Annotated in this window: 16 protein-coding genes; 1 reads left to right on the plus strand and 15 read right to left on the minus strand. The window is 50.7% G+C overall.

What is annotated here, in order from left to right; all coding sequences use genetic code 11:
• Positions 1-20: 20 nt before the first annotated feature.
• From PLF13_06115 to PLF13_06125, 3 genes are read right to left on the minus strand one after another with little or no spacing between them, the layout of a single operon-like run.
• The gene (locus PLF13_06115) at positions 21-2,147 is read right to left on the minus strand and encodes a hybrid sensor histidine kinase/response regulator (GenBank protein HOP06851.1); all 2,127 of its coding nucleotides are present in this window, start codon (positions 2,145-2,147) and stop codon (positions 21-23) included.
• Between the two features lies 1 nt (position 2,148).
• Positions 2,149-4,314 carry a hypothetical protein gene (locus tag PLF13_06120; GenBank protein HOP06852.1) on the minus strand — a complete coding sequence of 722 codons (2,166 nt, stop codon included), beginning with the start codon at positions 4,312-4,314 and terminating at the stop codon, positions 2,149-2,151.
• A 7-nt stretch (positions 4,315-4,321) separates the two neighbouring features.
• Positions 4,322-6,046 (minus strand): hypothetical protein, encoded by a 1,725-nt coding sequence (locus PLF13_06125; GenBank protein ID HOP06853.1) that lies wholly within the window; start codon positions 6,044-6,046, stop codon positions 4,322-4,324.
• 498 nt (positions 6,047-6,544) lie between these two features.
• Between PLF13_06125 and PLF13_06130 the strand changes: the two genes are divergently transcribed.
• Positions 6,545-7,306 carry a hypothetical protein gene (locus tag PLF13_06130; protein ID HOP06854.1) on the plus strand — a complete coding sequence of 254 codons (762 nt, stop codon included), beginning with the start codon at positions 6,545-6,547 and terminating at the stop codon, positions 7,304-7,306.
• A gap of 65 nt (positions 7,307-7,371) precedes the next feature.
• Here PLF13_06130 and rnhC read toward each other — a convergent pair whose 3' ends face one another.
• From rnhC to PLF13_06190, 12 genes are all read right to left on the minus strand, one after another.
• Positions 7,372-8,022 carry a ribonuclease HIII gene (gene rnhC, locus PLF13_06135; protein HOP06855.1) on the minus strand — a complete coding sequence of 217 codons (651 nt, stop codon included), beginning with the start codon at positions 8,020-8,022 and terminating at the stop codon, positions 7,372-7,374.
• Between the two features lie 3 nt (positions 8,023-8,025).
• Positions 8,026-8,586 carry an elongation factor P gene (gene efp / locus PLF13_06140; GenBank protein HOP06856.1) on the minus strand — a complete coding sequence of 187 codons (561 nt, stop codon included), beginning with the start codon at positions 8,584-8,586 and terminating at the stop codon, positions 8,026-8,028.
• Between the two features lie 72 nt (positions 8,587-8,658).
• Entirely contained in the window at positions 8,659-10,509 is a 1,851-nt protein-coding gene (locus PLF13_06145) for an ATP-binding protein (GenBank protein HOP06857.1), read from the minus strand.
• A 25-nt stretch (positions 10,510-10,534) separates the two neighbouring features.
• Positions 10,535-11,326 carry a prepilin peptidase gene (locus PLF13_06150; protein ID HOP06858.1) on the minus strand — a complete coding sequence of 264 codons (792 nt, stop codon included), beginning with the start codon at positions 11,324-11,326 and terminating at the stop codon, positions 10,535-10,537.
• 41 nt (positions 11,327-11,367) lie between these two features.
• Positions 11,368-12,114, minus strand: a complete 747-nt coding sequence (locus PLF13_06155; GenBank protein ID HOP06859.1) for an RsmE family RNA methyltransferase — start codon at positions 12,112-12,114, stop codon at positions 11,368-11,370.
• A 6-nt stretch (positions 12,115-12,120) separates the two neighbouring features.
• Entirely contained in the window at positions 12,121-13,008 is an 888-nt protein-coding gene (locus tag PLF13_06160; protein HOP06860.1) for a 50S ribosomal protein L11 methyltransferase, read from the minus strand.
• Complete coding sequence (gene dnaJ / locus PLF13_06165) at positions 13,005-14,174, minus strand: molecular chaperone DnaJ (GenBank protein HOP06861.1); 1,170 nt, start codon at positions 14,172-14,174, stop codon at positions 13,005-13,007. Before dnaJ ends, PLF13_06160 begins: the two co-directional genes overlap by 4 nt.
• Positions 14,175-14,183: 9 nt before the next feature.
• Positions 14,184-16,121: a molecular chaperone DnaK gene (gene dnaK / locus PLF13_06170; GenBank protein ID HOP06862.1), complete on the minus strand. Its 1,938-nt coding sequence runs from the start codon at positions 16,119-16,121 to the stop codon at positions 14,184-14,186.
• A gap of 40 nt (positions 16,122-16,161) precedes the next feature.
• A complete protein-coding gene (gene grpE / locus PLF13_06175) occupies positions 16,162-16,800 on the minus strand; it encodes a nucleotide exchange factor GrpE (protein HOP06863.1) in 639 nt (212 codons plus the stop codon).
• A gap of 3 nt (positions 16,801-16,803) precedes the next feature.
• Complete coding sequence (gene hrcA, locus PLF13_06180) at positions 16,804-17,850, minus strand: heat-inducible transcriptional repressor HrcA (protein ID HOP06864.1); 1,047 nt, start codon at positions 17,848-17,850, stop codon at positions 16,804-16,806.
• A 194-nt stretch (positions 17,851-18,044) separates the two neighbouring features.
• Positions 18,045-18,383, minus strand: a complete 339-nt coding sequence (locus PLF13_06185; protein ID HOP06865.1) for a hypothetical protein — start codon at positions 18,381-18,383, stop codon at positions 18,045-18,047.
• 52 nt (positions 18,384-18,435) lie between these two features.
• On the minus strand, positions 18,436-20,025 hold the full coding sequence (locus PLF13_06190; protein ID HOP06866.1) for a DUF4384 domain-containing protein: 1,590 nt from the start codon (positions 20,023-20,025) through the stop codon (positions 18,436-18,438).
• Positions 20,026-20,028: the final 3 nt, after the last annotated feature.

Genomic DNA, 20,028 nt, shown 5'->3' on the forward strand with positions numbered 1-20,028 from the left:
TAGCAAGAGCTTTTTGGAATCTAGGCGGGCTGTTTACTTCCGGTCACAAGGCTGCTGACGATATTTTTGATATCTTTCAAGTGGAAGGGCTTTGACAGCAGCAATCTAATTCCCTTCGATTTGATTTCGTCATGGTTCAACTGTGTTCCCCAACCTGTTATCATGGCAATGGGCAGATTCGGATTGGATTTGTGTATAGTTCCCGCCAGGTCCAGACCGGACATACCGGGCATTCCAAGGTCGGTAATCACGAGATCAAAAGTCTGTTTTTCCATCGCTTCTAGCGCACGGTAGCCATCCTCACAGACAACCGTCTGATGCCCGTCTATAGTCAGCATATCGCTCAGGATTTCACGGATCAAACGATCGTCATCGACCACCAGGATATTCAAAGCACCACGACTCAACTCCAACCTGCTGGTTGTTTCGCTAGGATCTTCCTTCTGCGGATATTCCAGTTCCATATAGAAGCATGATCCACCACCGGGGGCATCTTCGTATCCCACCCGACCGCCATGCCGAACAGCCGTCCCATAAACGATCGACAGACCGAGTCCCGCACCTCTTTCCGGTTTCGTTGAGAAGAATGGATAAAATATCTTACTACGCAGTTCCTCACTGACTCCGGGGCCGGAATCCAATACGCTGAGCCTTAAATGATCCGTCTTGGCTTCCAGATGAACGACTATATCGGATCCTTCAGGAGCATGCTCGGCAGCATTCTCGATCAGATGGTCCAGGGCTGAGATTAAATCAGGACTGTTACCGTCTACTCGGGCGCCTTCTTCGGGAAGATCGGCAACTATTCTCAGTTGTTTTGAATCGGCAAGGTGATACCAGTCGGCCTGTTGATTGGTTATGCTGGTTCTGATCATTTCGACCAGATCGACCGGTTCGGGACGCTTGTAACGAGTGCGAGTAGCGAACTCCTGAATGTGCTTTACAGTCTCGGCTCCTTCAAGAGCCAAATGCTCAATTTTCTCCAGATTCTTCAGCAGTTTATCATCATCAGCCTTCATTTTCATAAGTTGGACTCGACCAACGATGCCGCCAATGATATTATTGAAGTCGTGGGCTACTCCGGTAGTCATATCGCTCACAGCCGCCATCGCTTCCACGGCGGCCATCTTGTCGGAAGACTTCTTTAAAGCACGATGCGAACGGCGTAACTTCTGAACCGATCGTGCATGGGTCACGACTGCGTTGGCTGAATGCATATAAAGTGATAGCAATTGTGCCGTAACAGCGTCCAGTCTGTCGGCTTCGTGCCGAACCAGTACGATAGCATATTCCAGACTGGGTTCCTCAAGTACCAATCCTGCTATAATCGCCTTTTTTTGGTACTCGTCCATTATCTCGATCCATTCAGCATTACCCGGAAGAGGCAGTCGTGAAAAGCGATCCGTCACTAACTTCACTACTTCAGGTCCAATCGTATCGTCATCCTGCCCTGCGTCGGCTACCCGGTAAACTTCAAATGGCTCTGTGCGACCGGGACGAACAAGCAAACCGGCAGCATCAATCGATAAAAACCGTGAGGCGGTACCTAGCACTCTGACGATCATATCTGAAAAAGTGACCTCAGTGTGGTTCAATTCGAACATGGAAACCAGATCGGAAAGTTGTTCTGCGAGATCATCGGATGAATTGTCGCTGTCACCGGAGGCCAGTCCGCTTACTACCAGACGTGACATGACTTCCATATATTTATCCGGCTTCAGGTCGCACTGTCCGGCCGCATCACGCCAATAAACTACTACCAGTACCTGGCGGCCACGATAATCGTTGTACCAATACCGGCTGGAGGCTGCAAATCCATTTCGCTTGGCGAACTCATCGCCATCATTCTTTCCCTTATTCGATTCATCCTGTTCGTCACCAGGTACATGTGTCCCTCCCGGGGACGCTTTTCCCGAACGGCCTGTTCGCAACAACGATACATCTACCGGGTGTACATCGGGATGATGACAAAGAGATATTGGAAGGAGAGCTTCACCATCGGCGGCGACGAAAAGAGCGCAAAAATCCGCCTTCAAATGAAGCATGATTGCTTCGGCCAGTCCATCAACCAGATCCAGGGCAAAGCTCCTCTTCTCCGCGTGGATTGCCTGATAAAGACTGCGCAATTCTTGATGCGCGGGAGCCATGCTAGTGTACTGCCTCTTTTAATGTCGAGAATGATGACTTGTTATTTTGATTATCCATCTTCACGAATCGGAAATCCATATAACATCGTTCAGCCTTCGCTCGGTAATCCAATACGGCTGACTTTAATACCGTGCGTCCGGTTTGTTGTCCGGCAATGGAAGCTCTATGGCTGGGATAGACACGATCGACCAGTCCGGCCAAATCAATATGTCCGATAAGGTTTTCGGCAAACTCACAGGAAAGAATCGGCGATTGTTCGCTGACGTGCCAACGAATAGTGATGTCTCCGGAACAAATAGCCTCATCGAGGATCGTGACCAGCAAAGGCAGAATCGTTGTCACAACCGTAGACCTTGTAACCTTTTCCCGAATCTCACCGTCACACTCACTCCAGATCTTGATATCGATACGTTTACGCGCTTTTAGATCACGGATATAACCGGAAAGAACGGCCGGTACCTCGTCGACAAGTTGCACTACTTCCACAAGTTCATTCTCGGTACATGGATCACAGTGCTTCTGTAACCAGCGTAAATGCTCCACGTATTCTGCGATTGACGTGGCAGCGCGGTTTATCCGGCGAGTGCCTTCAAGCTGCTCATTTTTATCTTCGCCCGGGATAGCCGTACTTAACTCATCTTCCATTATTTCGCCTTGCCCGAGCACTACCGAAAGCTGTTCGAGTAACGCATGTAATATGCCGTCCGCCAGTCGTCCGCTGATCTTCCTCAAGTCGTTACTCTCACCGTTCTCGGGGGCCTTGCTATCGTCATCACTCACTTGTCGTTGCCACCAGCCTCGACGAATGAACAACAGGCATATTTCCACATATCTGGCGGCGAATTCAAGTAAACGACGATGCTCTTCCAAATATGCTGCCGACAGAGGCGTTCCAAAGGCAATGTAACTCCACTCCTGATTCGACCAGCGAATCGGGATAATCAATTCTGAAGCCACATCATCCAGATAGTAGAGTTTGCTGAGTTCCGAGTTCCCGAACTGCTTACGAAAATCATCGAGGAGAATGGACTTGTCGGAAGAGACCGCTTTTATCGCTTGATCCGGTACCGGTATCCTTTCTTCGATCGACAATTCCGGTTCTTGTTGTCGTCGTTGCTTTACTTTACTCACCGGGCCGGATGCCGACACTAAGAGCATTCTCGATAATTTCATCTGCTGTGATAGTCGTTTGAATATGTCGAGGAGAATCTCGTCTCGGATCGGAGCCGCATGTATCAAATCACCAAGTTGACTGTATAGTTCGATTAAACCAAACGAAGTGGCAAACTGACTCTCATCAAGGTCTGATACCAGACCGGCGACTTCCTGTATATTCGAAATCGCCTGGTGATCGATATCACCCGAAATTGCAACAGCCAGTAAGAACTCGGTTCGCGACGAGGTAATGGCCGGATGAACAAAAATAAACGTGGGCGGCATACTCAGGAATATAGGAGAATCCGGGAGAAGTTCCGCCGGTACGAAATACTCGCTTCGACGCACGGCATCGACCCAATCCCGCGCGGTCGATTGTTTCACTTCGCTTGGAAGAACATCGCCGAATTGAATATCCCCCAGAGCCATACGCATGTTATAGATGCCGTCCAGATCGTAGTATACCGCTCCCATAGACCGTTCCCACTGGTCGGACATTAACTGCAGGGCCGATTTAAGAAACGCCTGAAAACTCTGATCCCGGCGATACAAGCGTTGTACGAAATCTCTCACGATGCTGCTGTTTTCCGACTGCACATGATCGAAATGAACTTCCAGCCGTTCCAGGAGCGAGTCAAGCAGGGTATCATCGAACTGGATCGGTTCCCCCCTCGGAACCGATAAAAATCCGGCAAATTCTCCGCTGCATACTATCGGGAATAATTTGACACCTTCGGCTCGGACCGCATGTCGTGAAATACCGCTGCGTGATAACCGACTGGCTTCAACGATAACATGCTGCCGGAGAGATTTTACCTGTGACAAAGGAACATACAACCAGGATGCCTCAAAGCATTTGTCCGCATCGTTGCAGATGCGCTTGAACACCTGAGGCAGCCCGGCGACTAGATACAAACGGGCGCTTTCCGGCAAACCCAGATTACTCAGATCCCCCAATAGAGATCGGTACTCCGATTCGGACAGCAAACGCGGGATGTTTTCGGGTACCATATTGATCCTACATTTCCACTAATTCAGATGTTAAACGCCTTACAATCTTTCGATCTGTTGCTCTTTTTGAAGCAATCATGTCTCCTATACGTGAGTCATTCTCCCGCTTTATACCGGAGACATCAGCCCGCCAATTTCCCACAGTCAACTCAGCCAGTCCCAGAAGAGATGCTACCGACCGGACAAGTAGAATATCTTTATGCCGATACTGGCTTCTTTCCCAGGATCGAACATCTGCCAGAGAAATAAAACCGGTCACCTGACTACCCGACTTGATGGGAGCCAGCAACACCGATTGAACCCCCTGACAGAAAACAAGCAAGCTCTCTGCTTCGCTGAGTTTCTTCTCCTTTTGATCATGATTGATCAACATCACACGACCGGTATCGCGGACAAGCATGTGATAAGGCAGCAGCGACATGATCATCGTCCCGTCAGCCGGTGTAGCTACCGGGGCCTTGTGCATTGTCGTCAGCGCACGAGATTTCAGGAAAGCCGGATCATCATCCAGCGTAGTAATACGGACGACAGTAGCCTGTAATTCGGATGAAATAACTTCGGCAGCTTTTATATATAGATTATCGAGGTCCCCCGCTTCAGCAGCTTCATCGATGAGCAATCCCAAACGCGATATTGACTTATCCCGTAAAGCAATGGCTGTACGCATTATCTCATCCGCAATAGCATCCGACAGAACCGGCACCAACGAGCGTAACATGGACCGTTCCCGAACCGTAAACCTGCCCGCCATTCTTGACGCTACCGTAACAGCCGCCACCCTCTTGCCCAGTCGCTCTATCGGGAGCGCCAGCAATGATCGCATTCCGTTGTCTCGAATTACTGCATCAATCGGGGTATCCGGAACAGCTTGTATATCATCAAACACCAGAGCTTTTCCATCAGCATGAAGCTGTGATACATGAGTAGTTTGCCGGTGCAGATTAAGACCTGCTTCCTGCAGAAGTGATCCTCCGGATAGCATGGAAAAACGGTGCATCACACGATGATCGATCACAACGGCAAGCGATAGAAAATCGGCATTTATTCCCCTCATGATATCTTGTCCGACAGCAGAGATGTTGGCTTTGAAGTCTTTACTGTCGTCCATTGCTGCGGCGATCTCATCGCGCCATTGAGTACGACGAGAACGCAGCTCACAAGCTAAACGGTGCCGATCGAGCAATATTTTCCGCGCAAGGATATCAGCTATCAAAACCAGTTCGGGAGGTACGGCTTGATTATGCTCTGTAGCTTCGTCATTATGGTAAAGCGTGAAAATGCCATAAAGTTGTTCCTTGTTCCTGATAGGAATCAAGGTAACGGATTGCGATCCGCCGTCAGCCAATGGAACCGATATCATGGTCTCAGCAGTATTTTGATCATCAATCCATTGATGTAGAATATCTGTTTCCGACATGAGCATATGGTCAGATCTATCATCGTTCACCTTGGCTGTGTTATGAACCAGATGAAAGCGACGCGCCCCTTTTGATAGTGTGTATACCCGACCGAAGCGATAATCACCCAAATCGATGAACTCTTCCAGGGTCCGAGTCAAAATTCTGCGTGGCCGCTCCTCTACGGCAATGAGCTTCTCCACCCGGCGCAGGAGTTCGAGTCGGTTGAGTTTACTCTGGCGTAACTTGCGATATTCTCTTGACAACGGAAGCCATTGTGAAACACCCGCCGCGGTGAGAACGGAACCTACGATAGTTGCGATCCAGATCGTCATATCGGCTAATAGCGGTGACACTGTTCCGTCCCCAAACGGAATGATCCCGTTGGCTCGGAACAACGACAACAGCGATGCGAACGCCAGCGACGACAAACCTGACGCAATATGCCGATAGCTGTAGCGATCGGTCTCCACCAGGAGGCGACGATATCTTGCCACCACAACCAAAGCAGTCAAAGGTATAATAGTCAGCCAGAGATAGGTTTGGGCAGAACCCATATATCGCTCCTAAATCATCTTAAGACAGTCATTTATATTATTGTCGGCAGTCCTTGTCGGGGGCTTAGCCGATAAGGTCCTACTGCCTGTGGTAACTACCCCATAAGATACCTGTTTCAGCAATCCTTTTGGGTGCGTCTATAAACCCCTAACAATATGTCCGGACATGACTTACGCCCGCTCAGCCAGCCTCGGCACAACCCTTGCAATAAATCAGGCGAAACAGTTGATAACAGTTTCCTTGACTGAAGTAAGGGAAGTGAGGAGAGATTAGACATGTTGACACGAAAGATTGGTTTGGTTCTGGCCATAGTGACTCTGCTGATCGGTGTGGTTTGGGTAGGCTGCTCCGACAAGAGCGGGACTGTCAGCTCCGGCGGACAGGTTACTTCCACCGGTATCGCGGCTTATTTCCCGGTCGATCCGGGATATACCACGATCTACGAGGTGGATTACTCGAACGGTACTACTCAGTTGGTTACCTATAAGGCAACCTCTGAGACGGTCATCCAGGGTTTAACGGTGCACCGCCTGATCCAGTACGTAAACGGGTCAGTGGTTGATACCGGCTATATCCGAACCACTTCAGACGCGGTGTTCCATTTTTCACGAAAGACTTCATCGGCCGAGAAGATGTTGGAACTGCCCTTTACTCTTGGCGCAAGCTGGGATAAGGATGTTTTCAACCAGGACGAACTGACAGACTCTGTCCAGGTCAATGATGGCAACCTGGGTAAGACTGAGAACGACACAGTTTCAATCGAGGACGATGGTCAGACTGATGTGGACCCGCAGCTTGTTTCTTTCCCGATCACTGGCTCGACCACGATGACCGTGGCTGGGTTCGAAAGCCTGGAACTAGACAATGGTGAGTTCTATAGTCATGCGCTCAAGATTGTGAGCACCGGACATACCGGGAAGACGAACTACTATTGGTACGTACCCGGGATCGGCCTGGCCAAATACGTGATCGGCGCCAGTAGCATTAGCTCGCTGGAGGGCGAGACAGTTGGACAGTTAGTCAGCCACGGCTTCTAAAAGACTACACTGTCACGGTAATTCCTACCTGTAGCCGGATGCGTTCTGCGTCCGGCTTTTTTTTATTAGAAAAGAGTTGGATTGACGACACGCTGGTAATTCTTAAAATGCAGTTTTGCCAGCTTCGGAAGAACTTCAGGACCGAACAATCGTACGATTTCACGACCGGCCGAATCAACTTTCGGAGCAGCGCCTTTGGGAATCTCGATTCCATATTCCTGACTCAGTGTTTTGAGACGCATGATAAACTCCGCTCGTGCGATAATCGACGCCGCAGCCACTTCCGGTACTGCTTCGCCCCTCACCATTTGCTTGAGATTGACATCACACTCTCGGCGATCCAGAGCATCTTCGACTAACTCCGTCTTACCGAATTTGTCGCTAATGGCCATATCCGCGCGCCAGCGACGGTGAAGACGATCGATCACTTCGGCATGCCCTTCAGCCAGCAGCTTGTTCAGATTACGAATCCGGTCGTAGAGTTGATTGTATTCTTCCGGCATCACCACTACGACCTCGAACTCGAAATTCTGTCTGAGATAGGCATCGATTTTAAGAAGTCGATTATCGGCTACTGACTTACTATCGCGGACACCGGCTTCGGCGAGAAGCTTGCGGGCAGACTGATCCCCTCCAAAAGCAGCCACAACAAGGGGACCGAAGAAGTCCCCTTTTCCTGATTCATCAACGCCGATTATTCGGCGAGGTTCGGACATCGGTTAATTTGCTCGCTCGAGATATTCACCGGTCCGAGTATCGATCTTGAGCTTATCTCCCTCTTTAACGAAAGGGGGTACCTTGACAACCAGACCGGTTTGCAGCTTGGCCGGTTTGGTAACATTGCTGACCGTATCCCCTCGTGCAGCCGGTTCGGTCTCGACTACTTCGAGAATCACAGATGCCGGCAGATCTACGGCTATCGCCTCATTGTCCAGGAATTGGACGCGATACTCCTCGTTTTCAAGAAGGTACCACTTGGCATCCCCGAGGTTGTCCATGGGGATATTAACCTGTTCGAACGTCTCCGAATCCATGAAGGAGTATTCGCCGCCGTTCTCGTACAGGTACTGCATCTTGCGGTCTTCCATATCAGGCGCTTTGAACGCATCGTTGGAGGAAAACACTTTTTCAACGACGGCGCCGGTCTTGATGTGTTTTAGCTTCGTGCGGATATTCGCCCGACCTCGGCCCATTTTGAAATGCTGATACTCAACCACATAATATGGCTGATCATCTACAATAATCCGCAGTCCGCGTCTGAAATCAGATACGCTAAACATTTATCCTCCTGTACAGTCCGGCGCTAAATATAACAAAATACGTCCGCTCCCCAAGTGATTTTTAGATGAATATCAAACTGATCCGGTCGATTGAAGAGTGTTTCCCGCTACTCCGACCATGTTGCGCGGCAATGAGATCGTCACGGTTGTCCCTTCACCGACGCTCGATTCTATATTTATTTGTCCACCGTGCAGTTCGACTATTTTGCTTACCAACGGCAATCCCAATCCGGTGCCTCCCGGGCGTGAGGAATAGAACGGGGTGAAAATGCGCGATATATCCTCTTGTGGAATACCACTGCCGAAATCACGAACACTTACTTTTATCTCAGTACCACTGCATATAACCTCTAATGCTATTTCACCCTTGCCTTCCGGATAAGCATTGACGGCGTTGTCGATTAGATTCGCTATGGCTTGTTTAAGTAACAAAGCATCAGCTTCGACGGGGCATTCCGATGGGGCATCCAGTCGAATGAGTAATTTCTTGTCATCATTTCTTACCCGGATCGACTCAACCAGTTCTTCCAACAACACACGCAAATCAACGGCGCTCGCTGAGAAATCGAACGGACGAGAGAAATACAGGAATCGTTCAATCAGCGACTCCGCTTCTCCGGCCTCAGACTGAAGCGAGTTGACGCTTTCAGTCGAGAGATCATGTTTTTGCATGCGTTTCCCGATTAACCGGGCATAACCCACTATTGCTCCCAGAGAATTGCGCAACTGGTGCGCTAATCCACCGGCCATTTCGCCCAGTGCAGCCAGACGGTTCTTGGCTTCCAATTGCCGCCGGAGTGAAATCAATTCCGTCAAATCGTTGATCACGACCGAAGTCCCCACGGTCTCCCCCAAACGATCAATAACCACCGACACGGCCACTCCAACCGTCAACTCACGTCCCGATGGAGAGACCATCTCTCCTTCCTGATACGGCTGACTCTGGCCACACTCCATGGTGCGACTGATAGCATTAACTGCTACCACACTGGACTGGAATAAATCCCAGAAAGGCCGACCGATATAATCCTCGACTTCGATACCGAGCATCTCACCGGCAGCCCGGTTGATTGAGACCAAACGTTTCTCTGGATCGATGGAAATGATTCCCGATGAGATCGAGCTTAGCAAATACTCGTTGTATTGTTCGAGCGAGTCGGCGCGCCCCTGAATTCGGCGATTAGCCTCGAGCAGTTCCTGCTCTTTCTGGCGCAGTTCCTCGATCACTCTCCGATAATCTTCAATAACCGCTTCGACTTCATCGTTGCTCTCCGTCATTTCTCGTCCGGCTTGCTCGGCCTCATGTCTCAATCGTTTGAACGGAGCCGTGATATACCTTGACAGCAACAAATACAATCCCAGGATAAGAATTCCGGCTATGAGACTGACGACGACCACGACTTGTCCCACTGAATCAAGATAAGCCAACAACCGATTACGCATTGCCACCATGAGAAGTCCCGTTTGCGGACCACGCTTAACGAGTCGAACCAAATAGTATTCTCCATCCTCACCGGATTCGACCTTATCGTATTCTGCTCTGAGGATCCGGGACATCAGCGCCGAGTTTCTCGGCCCCGGTTCCGTAGGCATATAGCGTTGCCCCCAGTCACGGCGAGCTTCGTCGGATTCTTCCTTCGGGCCATCAGGGAAAAATGCGATATCACTCAGCTTATTGCGCATTATGATATCTTCACGCAAACGTCGGTTCATGTCGCTGAAAGCCTCACGACGCCATTCTCGGGCAATAGCCTCCGCCGTTGCATGTAATTGGGCATTCAGTTCATCTCGTTGCGCCTGCCGCGAGTTATGGATCACATAGTTGGCGGCAAGATTGATAAAAAGCAGGACAAAGATAATCGCCAGAAGACCCAGGTTGACCTCAGCCTCGAACCGCTTATTGCGACCGGTGAATTTGATCATACTGACCGCACTTCCATCTCCGCGGTTACGGAACAGCCACACCGACAACGTTGACTAAGTAGAAGGAAATGATTTGATCGCCGTAGACTATAGCAATCATAGCAGCCATTGCGATGAAGGGACCGAAAGGTATCAAGCGCTCACGACGTAATTTTTCAGAAATCGCCATTATTGCTATTGAGACCACAAGGCCGATTACCGCCGATCCCATAAAGATCAGAATCGTTTTTTGCCAGCCGACAAATGCCCCCAACATTGCCGCCATCTTGATATCACCGCCCCCCATCGACTCTTTCTTGAACAACAGATCTCCCAAAATCGCTACCGCGTAGAGAGCTCCGCCACCCACCAGGAGACCGGTCAGCGACTGCCAGAAAGTTAATCCACCAGGCAAGAACGATACTGCAAGCCCAAGCGCCATTCCGGGTAATGTGATTGAATCCGGGATAATCTGGAAATCATAATCAATGAAGAAAATAACGATCAACGCTGATCCAAGCGCAGCAAAAGCGGCAAAATACCAGGACAAACCATAGCTATGGAAAAAGTAAACGAAAACCAGGGCATTGAGAATTTCCACCAGGGGATACCGCCACGAAATGGGCTTGCCGCAAAAGGCACATTTGCCGCGTAAAGCCAGAAAACTCAGCACCGGGATATTGTGATACCATTTCAACTGCTGTTCACAGTGCGGGCAGGCTGAACGGCTCCGCGCGAACATACATTTACGCGGCAAACGATAAATCACCACGTTAAGGAATGAGCCGATCGCCAAACCCAGGACGGCTACGTAGACGTACCATATTGTTTCGTTCATACAGGGAGTATCGGCGGCAAAGCCCCGCCGCTAAAGCGAGATCACCGAAGTTCGCCGAGAAGATGCATTATCAAACCGCATATAACCGGACCGGCCGTCTCGGTACGGAGAATCCTTTGCCCCAAAGAAACCGTCCGATATCCGGACTGTATCGCCAGTTCGATTTCATCGTCGGTGAATCCGGATTCGGGGCCAACCAGCACCGAGACCCGGCGAACATTACGATCCGGCACAATTTCATCCAGCGATTTTGTTCCACCCGGGTGAAACAACAGGTTGACGGCTGTCGCTTCCGTTTGTGAAAGAAATCCATCCAGACGACAAGGGGATTCAATATCCGGGCGATAGGATCGACGACATTGCTTCATTGCCGCCAGCGCCACTTTTTCAAGTCTCTTCACACGACTCTGGACCCTTTTAGGGTCTTCCATTTTGACTTTTGATTTCTCAGTGAGAATCGGCACGAAACGTGACACTCCCAGCTCTGTCCCGCGCTGGACAACATCGTCGAATTTCGAGGCGGTTGACAGACCACTGGCAAGGGTCATGTTAATCAACGGCTCCCCATAATTCCTGACAGTGTGCATGATCCTGACATGGGCTGGATCCTTATCGCGAAGACTGATCAACTCACCCCTTATCGCTCTTCCCTGACCGTCGACTACCACTACCGGCATACCGGCCTTGAGCCTCATCACCCGGATAGCATGATGGAGTTCATCTTTGGATAGTTTCACCGTCGTGTCGGCAAACAGGTCCGGCGAGCTATAAAATACCGGGGGGATCATTGCTTATTATCCGCTAATAATGAAGGTAATCCACTCGTTGTCATGCTCGATAGTATACCTTGATAATCCTACCTTTTCGAGAGCAGCGGTAATTATCGCTTCATCCCTGGCCAGTAATCCGGCAAGCAGCAGAATTCCGTCAGGTCGCGTCAGTTCTCTGAGACGAGGTAACATGGGAAGGATCGTTTCTTTGATGATATTGACCGCTACGAAATCGTAAGGCTCGTCTCCGTCACACTTTTCGAGTGATCCGTGCAGCACCTCGTACACCGTTGACACCTTGTTAATCTCAAAATTCTCGATGCAGTTGTCCACGGCCAACTGGTCGTAGTCAATAGCCTTGATGAAAGAGGCTCCCTTCATCGCGGCAAGAATCGAAAGGATACCGCTTCCGCAACCCAGGTCGACAAAACGCCCTCCTGCGGGATATTTATCTCCAATCACTTTCAGACAGGAACGCGTTGTCTCATGGCGACCGGTGCCAAACGCCATCTTCGGTTCGATAATGATGTCATACTTAGGAGGAGCTGCGGTGTTGTCCCACGGCGGGCGCACCAGGATGTCGGGAGTAATCCAAACCGGCGCAACCGAGCGGCGGTATTGCTCTTCCCAGTTGGTGCTGATTATACGATGACTCTTGATCTCGGGAACCGGATCGAGGACCGGGTCTTCAAGTGCTGCCAGGTAGGTTGACAACGGTTCGATAAAATCATCGGCCTTGTCGTCCAAGACATAGAACCTGATGGTCGTTGTCTCAGAACCCTCCTCCTCTTCCAGAAGAATTCCTGAACAGATATTATCAATAATGAAATTGCTGACAGCATCGGCGTGTACCCCAGGGACATCAACCGAAGCCTCGATATACTCATCCGGTTTCTGATTCGAGTCAGTCATACGCCGATAGTCTCCCGCAGTTTTTCGAAAAACGATTTGTTTGCCTTGGGCGGTTTGAACGAGGCTGATTTTTCCAGTTTCTTAAGCAACTTCTTGTCCTCGTCCGAGAGTTTGTCAGGCACCCAAACGAAGATTCGGATTAACTGATCACCGTGTCCGCTTCGATGCAGATGAGGGATTCCCCTGCCGCGTAGTTTGATCGTCTTGCCGGGTTGGGTGCCTTCGGGAATCTTGATCTCTTCTTCACCATCGATTGTCGGCGCCATAACCGTTCCTCCCATGGCAGCCGTTGTGAAGGAGATCGGTAATTCACAGAGAAGGTCATCGCCGCGACGGGTGAACACATCGTGAGGTTTCTCCTCAAACACGGCAATCAGGCTACCCGGAGAACCATTCTGAGCAGCTTCGTTTCCCATGCCGTCGATCGTCATGTAATTCCCGCTGCTGACACCCGGAGGCACTTTAATATCGACCGTAGTCTGGCCTCGCACACGGCCTTCGCCGCGACAGGTCTTACACGGTTCGGAGATCACTTCACCGGTTCCTCGACAAACATTGCAGGTTGCTACCTGTTGCACCGTTCCCAAAAAGGTCCGGGTGACCGTTCGCACCTGACCGGAGCCTTTACATTGAGGACAGGTTTGACGCGATGATCCCGCCGCGACACCGCTTGAGTCGCAGGCCTGGCAATGTACCAGCCGCTTGACGCGAACCGATTTATCAACACCGTGAGCAATTTCTTCGAGCGTCAGGTTGATTTTTATGCGAAGATCCTCGCCTCGGTTACGTCGCTGCCGTCCGCGAGCACCGCCTCCCATACCGAAGAGATCATCGAAGATCGATCCACCGCCGCCGAAGTCACGCATGAAAGCACGGAGGGCATCGCTCAAATCGAAACCCTCGAAACCACCGTAACCACCGCCGAAACCACCCGCCCCCTGTCCCAGACCGGCATGTCCGTACTGGTCGTACATTTGCCGTTTCTGAGGATCTTTCAGCACCTCATACGCTTCAGTCGCTTCTTTGAACTTCTCTTCAGCCGACTGATCGTTGGGATTCCGGTCCGGGTGATACTTCAGCGCCAGCTTACGATAAGCTGTTTTGATTTCGACCTCGGCGGCCGTTTTTATCACCCCGAGGACTTCGTAATAATCACGCTTAGCCATTGCGATTCGTTACTTCTTATCGTCGTCAACGACTTCGAAATCGGCATCGACCGCACCGGAGTCATCACCACCGCTCTCACCGCCGCTACTGTCCTGGCCGGGATTCGAGTCCGGCGGTGCCTGCCCACCGGCGGCTTGTTGTTCGGCTTGAGCCTGCTTGTACATCTCCTCGGCCAGTTTATGTGAGGCCGTCATTAGCTCTTCTTTGGCCTTATTGATAGCCTCGACCGATTCTCCGGCCAGAGCATCCCTTAACGACTGAAGCTTCTCTTCGATTTGTTTTTTCTCGTCCTCACTGACCTTATCACCGTGGTCCTTGAGCGTCTTTTCCGTCGCATAAACGAACTGGTCCGCTTCATTACGTGCTTTGATCAATTCGGTACGTTTCTTGTCTTCTTCCGAATGCTGCTCGGCGTCACGGACCATTTTCTGGATCTCGTCCTCGGACAGACCTGATGACACTTCGATTTTAATCGACTGCTCTTTACTGGTGGCCTTGTCCTTTGCACTGACATGAACAATACCGTTGGCGTCGATATCGAACGTAACTTCGATCTGCGGAATACCGCGCGGCGCCGGAGGGATACCAACCAGATCGAACTTACCGAGTGTCCGATTGTCGATCGCCATTGGACGTTCACCCTGGAGCACGTGGATCGACACCGCCGGTTGGTTGTCCGACGCGGTCGAGAATATCTCCGACTTACGCGTAGGAATCGTCGTATTGCGGTCGATCAGCTTGGTCATTACTCCACCCAGCGTTTCAATGCCGAGTGAAAGCGGAGTTACATCGAGCAGAACGACATCATGAACGTCACCGGACAGCACTCCCCCCTGAATCGCCGCGCCTACCGCCACGACTTCATCGGGATTCACTCCCTTGTGTGGCTCCTTACCGAACAATTCACCGACGAGACTGATCACCCGCGGCATACGGGTCATACCGCCAACCAGTACGACCTCATCGATATCGCTGATCGACAGCTTGGCATCGGCTATAGCCGCCTTGCAGGGACCTACCGTCCGCTGTACGAGGGTATCGACCAGCTGTTCGAATTTGGAGCGACTGAGGGTAAGATCGAGATGCTTGGGGCCGGATTGATCAGCCGTAATAAACGGCAGGTTGATATTTGTCTGCATGGTCGATGAAAGCTCTATTTTTGCCTTCTCCGCAGCTTCTTTCAGACGCTGCAGCGCCATGCGATCCTTACGAAGATCGATCCCGTTGGACTTAAGAAACTCCTCGGCCATCCAGTCGATCACTTTCTGGTCGAAATCATCACCGCCAAGATGCGTGTCGCCGTTGGTAGAACGAACCTCGAAAACACCGTCGCCGATTTCCAGAATCGAAATATCGAACGTACCGCCGCCCAGGTCATACACCGCAATCTTTTGATTTACCTTCTTGTCGAGACCGTAGGCTAACGAAGCCGCTGTCGGTTCGTTGATGATACGCAGAACTTCGAGACCGGCAATCCGCCCGGCATCCTTGGTAGCCTGGCGCTGCGAGTCGTTGAAATAGGCCGGTACCGTGATCACCGCCTGAGTAACTTCGGAACCGAGATAACTCTCAGCCGCTTTCTTGAGCGATTGTAAAATCATTGCGGAGATCTCCGGCGGGGTGTAAGTCTTCCCCCCCGCTTCAACGATTACCGCTCCGGATTCATTCGATTTGACCGCATACGGCACAATCTTTTCTTCCGCACCGACTTCACTCAGATGCCGTCCCATGAAACGTTTGATCGAAAAGATCGTATTTTCAGGATTCGTGACGGCCTGCCGCTTGGCGGCCGCTCCGACCAGCCGTTCTCCATCCTTGGCAAAAGCAACTACCGACGGCGTCGTACGTCCGCCTTCCAGATTCGGGATTACAACGGGGTCCTTGCCTTCCAGGACCGCCACACAGGAGTTGGTGGTACCCAGGTCGATACCGATTACCTTACCCATTTTACATCACTCCAGATATCGTTATTGAATATTTCTCTTGTTATTCTTCAGCCGAGTCTTTGTCGGCTCCTTCCGGTTGATTCGATCCGGTGCTGACCGCTACTTTGCTGTAGCGCAGCACCCGGTCACCCTGACGATAGCCGCGGGCCATTTCAAGGGCAACATGTCCTTCCGGGTGTTCCTCACTGGGAGTCTGCATCAGCGCCTCGTGCAGGTTCGGATCGAACGGCTGTCCGACAGCCACAATCGGCTTGACATCGTGCTTGGCAAGCAACGATTGCAACTGGTTGTGGATGAGCTTGACTCCCTCGGCCAGCGCGGTCGGATCGGTCTTCTTACCACTGTGCGCAAGAGCTCTCTCGAAATTGTCAACTACTTCGAGAATCTCGGTCAACAACCGTTCGTTGGCCTGCTGAGCCATCAACTCGAACTGGCGCGTTGTTCGCTTCTTGTAATTCTCGAACTCCGCCGCCGTACGCAGCAGACGATCCTCTGTCTCCTGCAGCTTTTGCCTGAGTTGCTCTTCCTCGGTTGGCGCCTCGGCCGCTTCTTCAGAGTCGGCCGGCGGATTCCCAGGAGATGTATTTTCTTCGTTCGCTTCGGTATCGGTTACCGGCTCATCTTCCGGAGCAACCTCACCGTCACGTATTTCCACGTTTACACGTTTTTTATCGCTCATCGATTAGTCGTCCTTATCTTCTTCCGCCCCCGAGAGCACATCGGTAATAGTCCTCGCCGTATATTTAACCACTGAAGCCAGTTTGCTGTATGGCATCCGGGTGGGACCGATTATCCCGACCATACCTGAAATACTGCCGACTTTGTAGCTTGAAGTCACTACCGAGCAATTCATTAACTCAAGCAGCTTGTTCTCTTTACCTATCGTGATAACTAAACCTGCTTCTCCGGAGTTATCCAGAAAGTCACTCAGCATTTTCTGATCGCCGATCAACCGAAGCAGGTCGGAAATACGGTTGACTTCGGCGAATTCCGGCTGGTGCAACAAATGCTCCATGCCGGCCATGTGAATCGAATCCGAACCTATATCTGACCAGATACGCTGACGCGTATCGATCAGAATTTTCACCAACTGCCCTTGCCCGGAGACATCGGACAAACGGTCCGCCATAGTCCGGCGAATTTCCCCAAGAGTTAAACCGGCCAGACGTTCGTTCAACACCGATTCTACCACTCGCAACTCACCATCGCCAATCCGGGCTTTGATCTCGATGATCACCGACTTCGCTAAACCGGAGTCGACCACCACCACGACCATGATACGCTCATCGGTTAGCGGTATCAATTCGAGTCGACGGAGTCTTCCCTCGTCGAATTTGGGAGCGATGCTTACCCCCAACTGCCGTGTTATATCACCCAGAACTTTTGAAGTCTGTCCCAGGATTTCATCCACACCGCTTCCCTTGAGCAGGATACTGCCTTTGATGAATTCCATCTCGGCTTGTGTCAACGCCTCAGGTTTGAGCAAGTAATCGACATAGATGCGATATCCGAGATGAGTCGGCACTCGCCCGGCAGAGGTATGTGGCTGTTCAACGAGCCCCAGTTCTTCCAGATCCTGAAGAGTGTTCCGGATTGTAGCCGATGAAACCCCCATGTTGAAGCGATTGGCAATCACCCGAGATCCAACCGGATCGGCTGAATTGATGTAATGGGTGACCAGATTGTAGAGAACCTGTCGCTCTCGTTCTGAAAGGTTTTCGAAGGCCATCTTTATAACTCGTTGTCGTTTAACGCGAACACCATATCTGCCATAATGGCAGCGCTCGTGTCAGAGCGCTAACAAAGTAGCGCTTCTTATAACGTAAGTCAAGCTCAAATGATCCCTGTTATGACCTCATAAAACTCATACAAGAAAGGCCGCCGGTGCACCCGGCGGCCTTTTTAAATCAAATACAAAGCCTGCTAATTCTTCTTTTTCACTTCTTTCTTTTCAGACTTCTTACTCTTATCCGACTTACTGTCGTCGTCTTTTTTCTTATCCTCGGTCTTTTTGCTTTTACTAAGCAATTTCTCTTTTCGGTCGTCTATGCCGTTTTTGTTTTCATCTACGAAGTTGTCATACTTCTTGGTCTCTGTAACCTTTTTTGCTTTCGAGCTATCCGAGGGTTCTTTTTTTTGTTCTTTCGAATCTTGTTTTTTGACGACGGTTTCTTTCTTGGTGTCTTTTTTTTCTTTTTTATCAACGGCACCAACCGGTGAGGACAGCGCCAGCAACAGCGCTGCCCCGATTATACCGATCATGATTCTTCTTAACATCTTCCGAACCCTTTTTTTCGCTGATCAGGCAGTGACCTTAGCGTTTACCGCCACCCTTACTCTTAGATCCACCGGAATTGGTTTTTCCCGAATTCCCATCAGTCGATGTTTTCGTGGTCTTCGTGGATTCACCCGAGGACTTCACCGCCGGGGTGCTGGTCTTAGTGGTCGTTTTAGTAGTCGTCCGGGTTTGGATTTTTTCCTTACTCGCACTACTCTTGCTGCTCGTACTGCCGCTCTTCTTCTGGTAGTATCCGTCAGAATTGCTGCCGCTGCTGCTGCTTCGAGTGCGTTCCTGGCTATCGCTGTCATAGGACCGAGTGGAAGTGGAGATACGGCTCTTACCGGAAGTTGAATAGTCGTTTTCTGAATCATTCGAATTGTACCCACGGCTCGAGGATCGGCTGGTCGAATACTTAGTTCCGGTGGACACATCATAGACGCTGCTCTTGGTCCTCGTCTTGGAAGAAGAACTGTATTTGGCCTGACTGCCGATACGGGCGTCGGAAGCATCGGTAGTAATACCGGCGGTCTCATAACCCCGATCGGTCTCTACCAGCTTTGTCGTGCCGCGAACGTAGTTCTTGGTGCCGGCGAATTCGATGTTATTATCGTCATTCGTGCCGTTATTGACATTTATCGTCTTGTCGTTAACGACGATTTTCCCCCGTGATGTCGTTGCCGAGGAGGCTATGATAGCACTTTTACGTTCGGCGAATTTCGGATAACCGTTCGTCACCGGATCCCGATAACCGGAGAATCTGACTTCTTTGTATTTCGACATCACGTTCGGCTGCGGCTGTACGATCGAACGGTCAAAAACCACCGTCGAGAATCGAGTCACATGGAAATCATGCTCCCAGCAATGGCGCCAGTGATCGTACACCGTGATCGTATGCCAACCGACGTACAACCGTGGGATGTACAGTGGCGCAACGCCCCAGAAGATTCCATCGACATAAATACTGGCACCGAAAGGATAATCGATGTAGACATTACCACAGACAGTCCAGGAAGGATAAACCGGATAATAAACCGGCTCGAAATACTGCTGTTCCCATTCGTTGATATAAAGCGCTGAGCGATCGAAAGCGAATTTCTGACCTTCATAGCGTGCGAAATAACGAGCGTTCACCCAATCCATGAACTCATGGCGATCATCCCAGTCACAGACAAGACCTGATTCTGGATACCAATCGGGGATTTCGATTCTTTCCCGCGAAGCAATAGCCTGGATATTCTCCACTCCTTCGGGGCCGGAGATTACCAGGTCGAAATCATCATCCGATCCCGGCAGCGTGTAAGTAACACCACCGGTTACATAATTATCCTGACCGGCATCGGTCGGAAACAACATGTTCACCCGACCGCGACTGTCGACGGAATAAAGCACCACGAAAGCATCGCGGTTGGCGCGGAAATAAATCACCACTTTATCGCCGATGTAGAAATCTCCATCCGAATGATTGGTCCAGATTTCAACGTCCAGGTACCGGTCGTACCTGATCATATCGTCTCCCACCGGGTCTTCATAACTCTGGGCTATACTTTGTGATGACGCCTGCGGGACAACGATCATCAGCGCCATTATCAGCAGGCTTGCCTTGATTGCTATTCTCTTAAACATGAC

This window comes from Candidatus Zixiibacteriota bacterium, assembly GCA_035380245.1.
GTDB lineage: Bacteria > Zixibacteria > MSB-5A5 > GN15 > FEB-12 > DAOSXA01.

Coding starts and splice junctions, on each gene's coding strand:
- efp (HOP06856.1), bottom strand. CDS start 8,586: ATGTTTAGCGTATCTGATTTCAGACGCGGACTGCGGATTATTGTAGAT.
- PLF13_06185 (HOP06865.1), bottom strand. CDS start 18,383: ATGATCGGTATAATCGGGGCAGCGCTGTTGCTGGCGCTGTCCTCACCG.
- PLF13_06160 (HOP06860.1), bottom strand. CDS start 13,008: ATGACTGACTCGAATCAGAAACCGGATGAGTATATCGAGGCTTCGGTT.
- dnaJ (HOP06861.1), bottom strand. CDS start 14,174: ATGGCTAAGCGTGATTATTACGAAGTCCTCGGGGTGATAAAAACGGCC.
- PLF13_06145 (HOP06857.1), bottom strand. CDS start 10,509: ATGATCAAATTCACCGGTCGCAATAAGCGGTTCGAGGCTGAGGTCAAC.
- PLF13_06120 (HOP06852.1), bottom strand. CDS start 4,314: ATGGTACCCGAAAACATCCCGCGTTTGCTGTCCGAATCGGAGTACCGA.
- hrcA (HOP06864.1), bottom strand. CDS start 17,850: ATGGCCTTCGAAAACCTTTCAGAACGAGAGCGACAGGTTCTCTACAAT.
- rnhC (HOP06855.1), bottom strand. CDS start 8,022: ATGTCCGAACCTCGCCGAATAATCGGCGTTGATGAATCAGGAAAAGGG.
- PLF13_06190 (HOP06866.1), bottom strand. CDS start 20,025: ATGTTTAAGAGAATAGCAATCAAGGCAAGCCTGCTGATAATGGCGCTG.
- PLF13_06115 (HOP06851.1), bottom strand. CDS start 2,147: ATGGCTCCCGCGCATCAAGAATTGCGCAGTCTTTATCAGGCAATCCAC.
- PLF13_06150 (HOP06858.1), bottom strand. CDS start 11,326: ATGAACGAAACAATATGGTACGTCTACGTAGCCGTCCTGGGTTTGGCG.
- grpE (HOP06863.1), bottom strand. CDS start 16,800: ATGAGCGATAAAAAACGTGTAAACGTGGAAATACGTGACGGTGAGGTT.
- PLF13_06155 (HOP06859.1), bottom strand. CDS start 12,114: ATGATCCCCCCGGTATTTTATAGCTCGCCGGACCTGTTTGCCGACACG.
- dnaK (HOP06862.1), bottom strand. CDS start 16,121: ATGGGTAAGGTAATCGGTATCGACCTGGGTACCACCAACTCCTGTGTG.
- PLF13_06130 (HOP06854.1), top strand. CDS start 6,545: ATGTTGACACGAAAGATTGGTTTGGTTCTGGCCATAGTGACTCTGCTG.
- PLF13_06125 (HOP06853.1), bottom strand. CDS start 6,046: ATGACGATCTGGATCGCAACTATCGTAGGTTCCGTTCTCACCGCGGCG.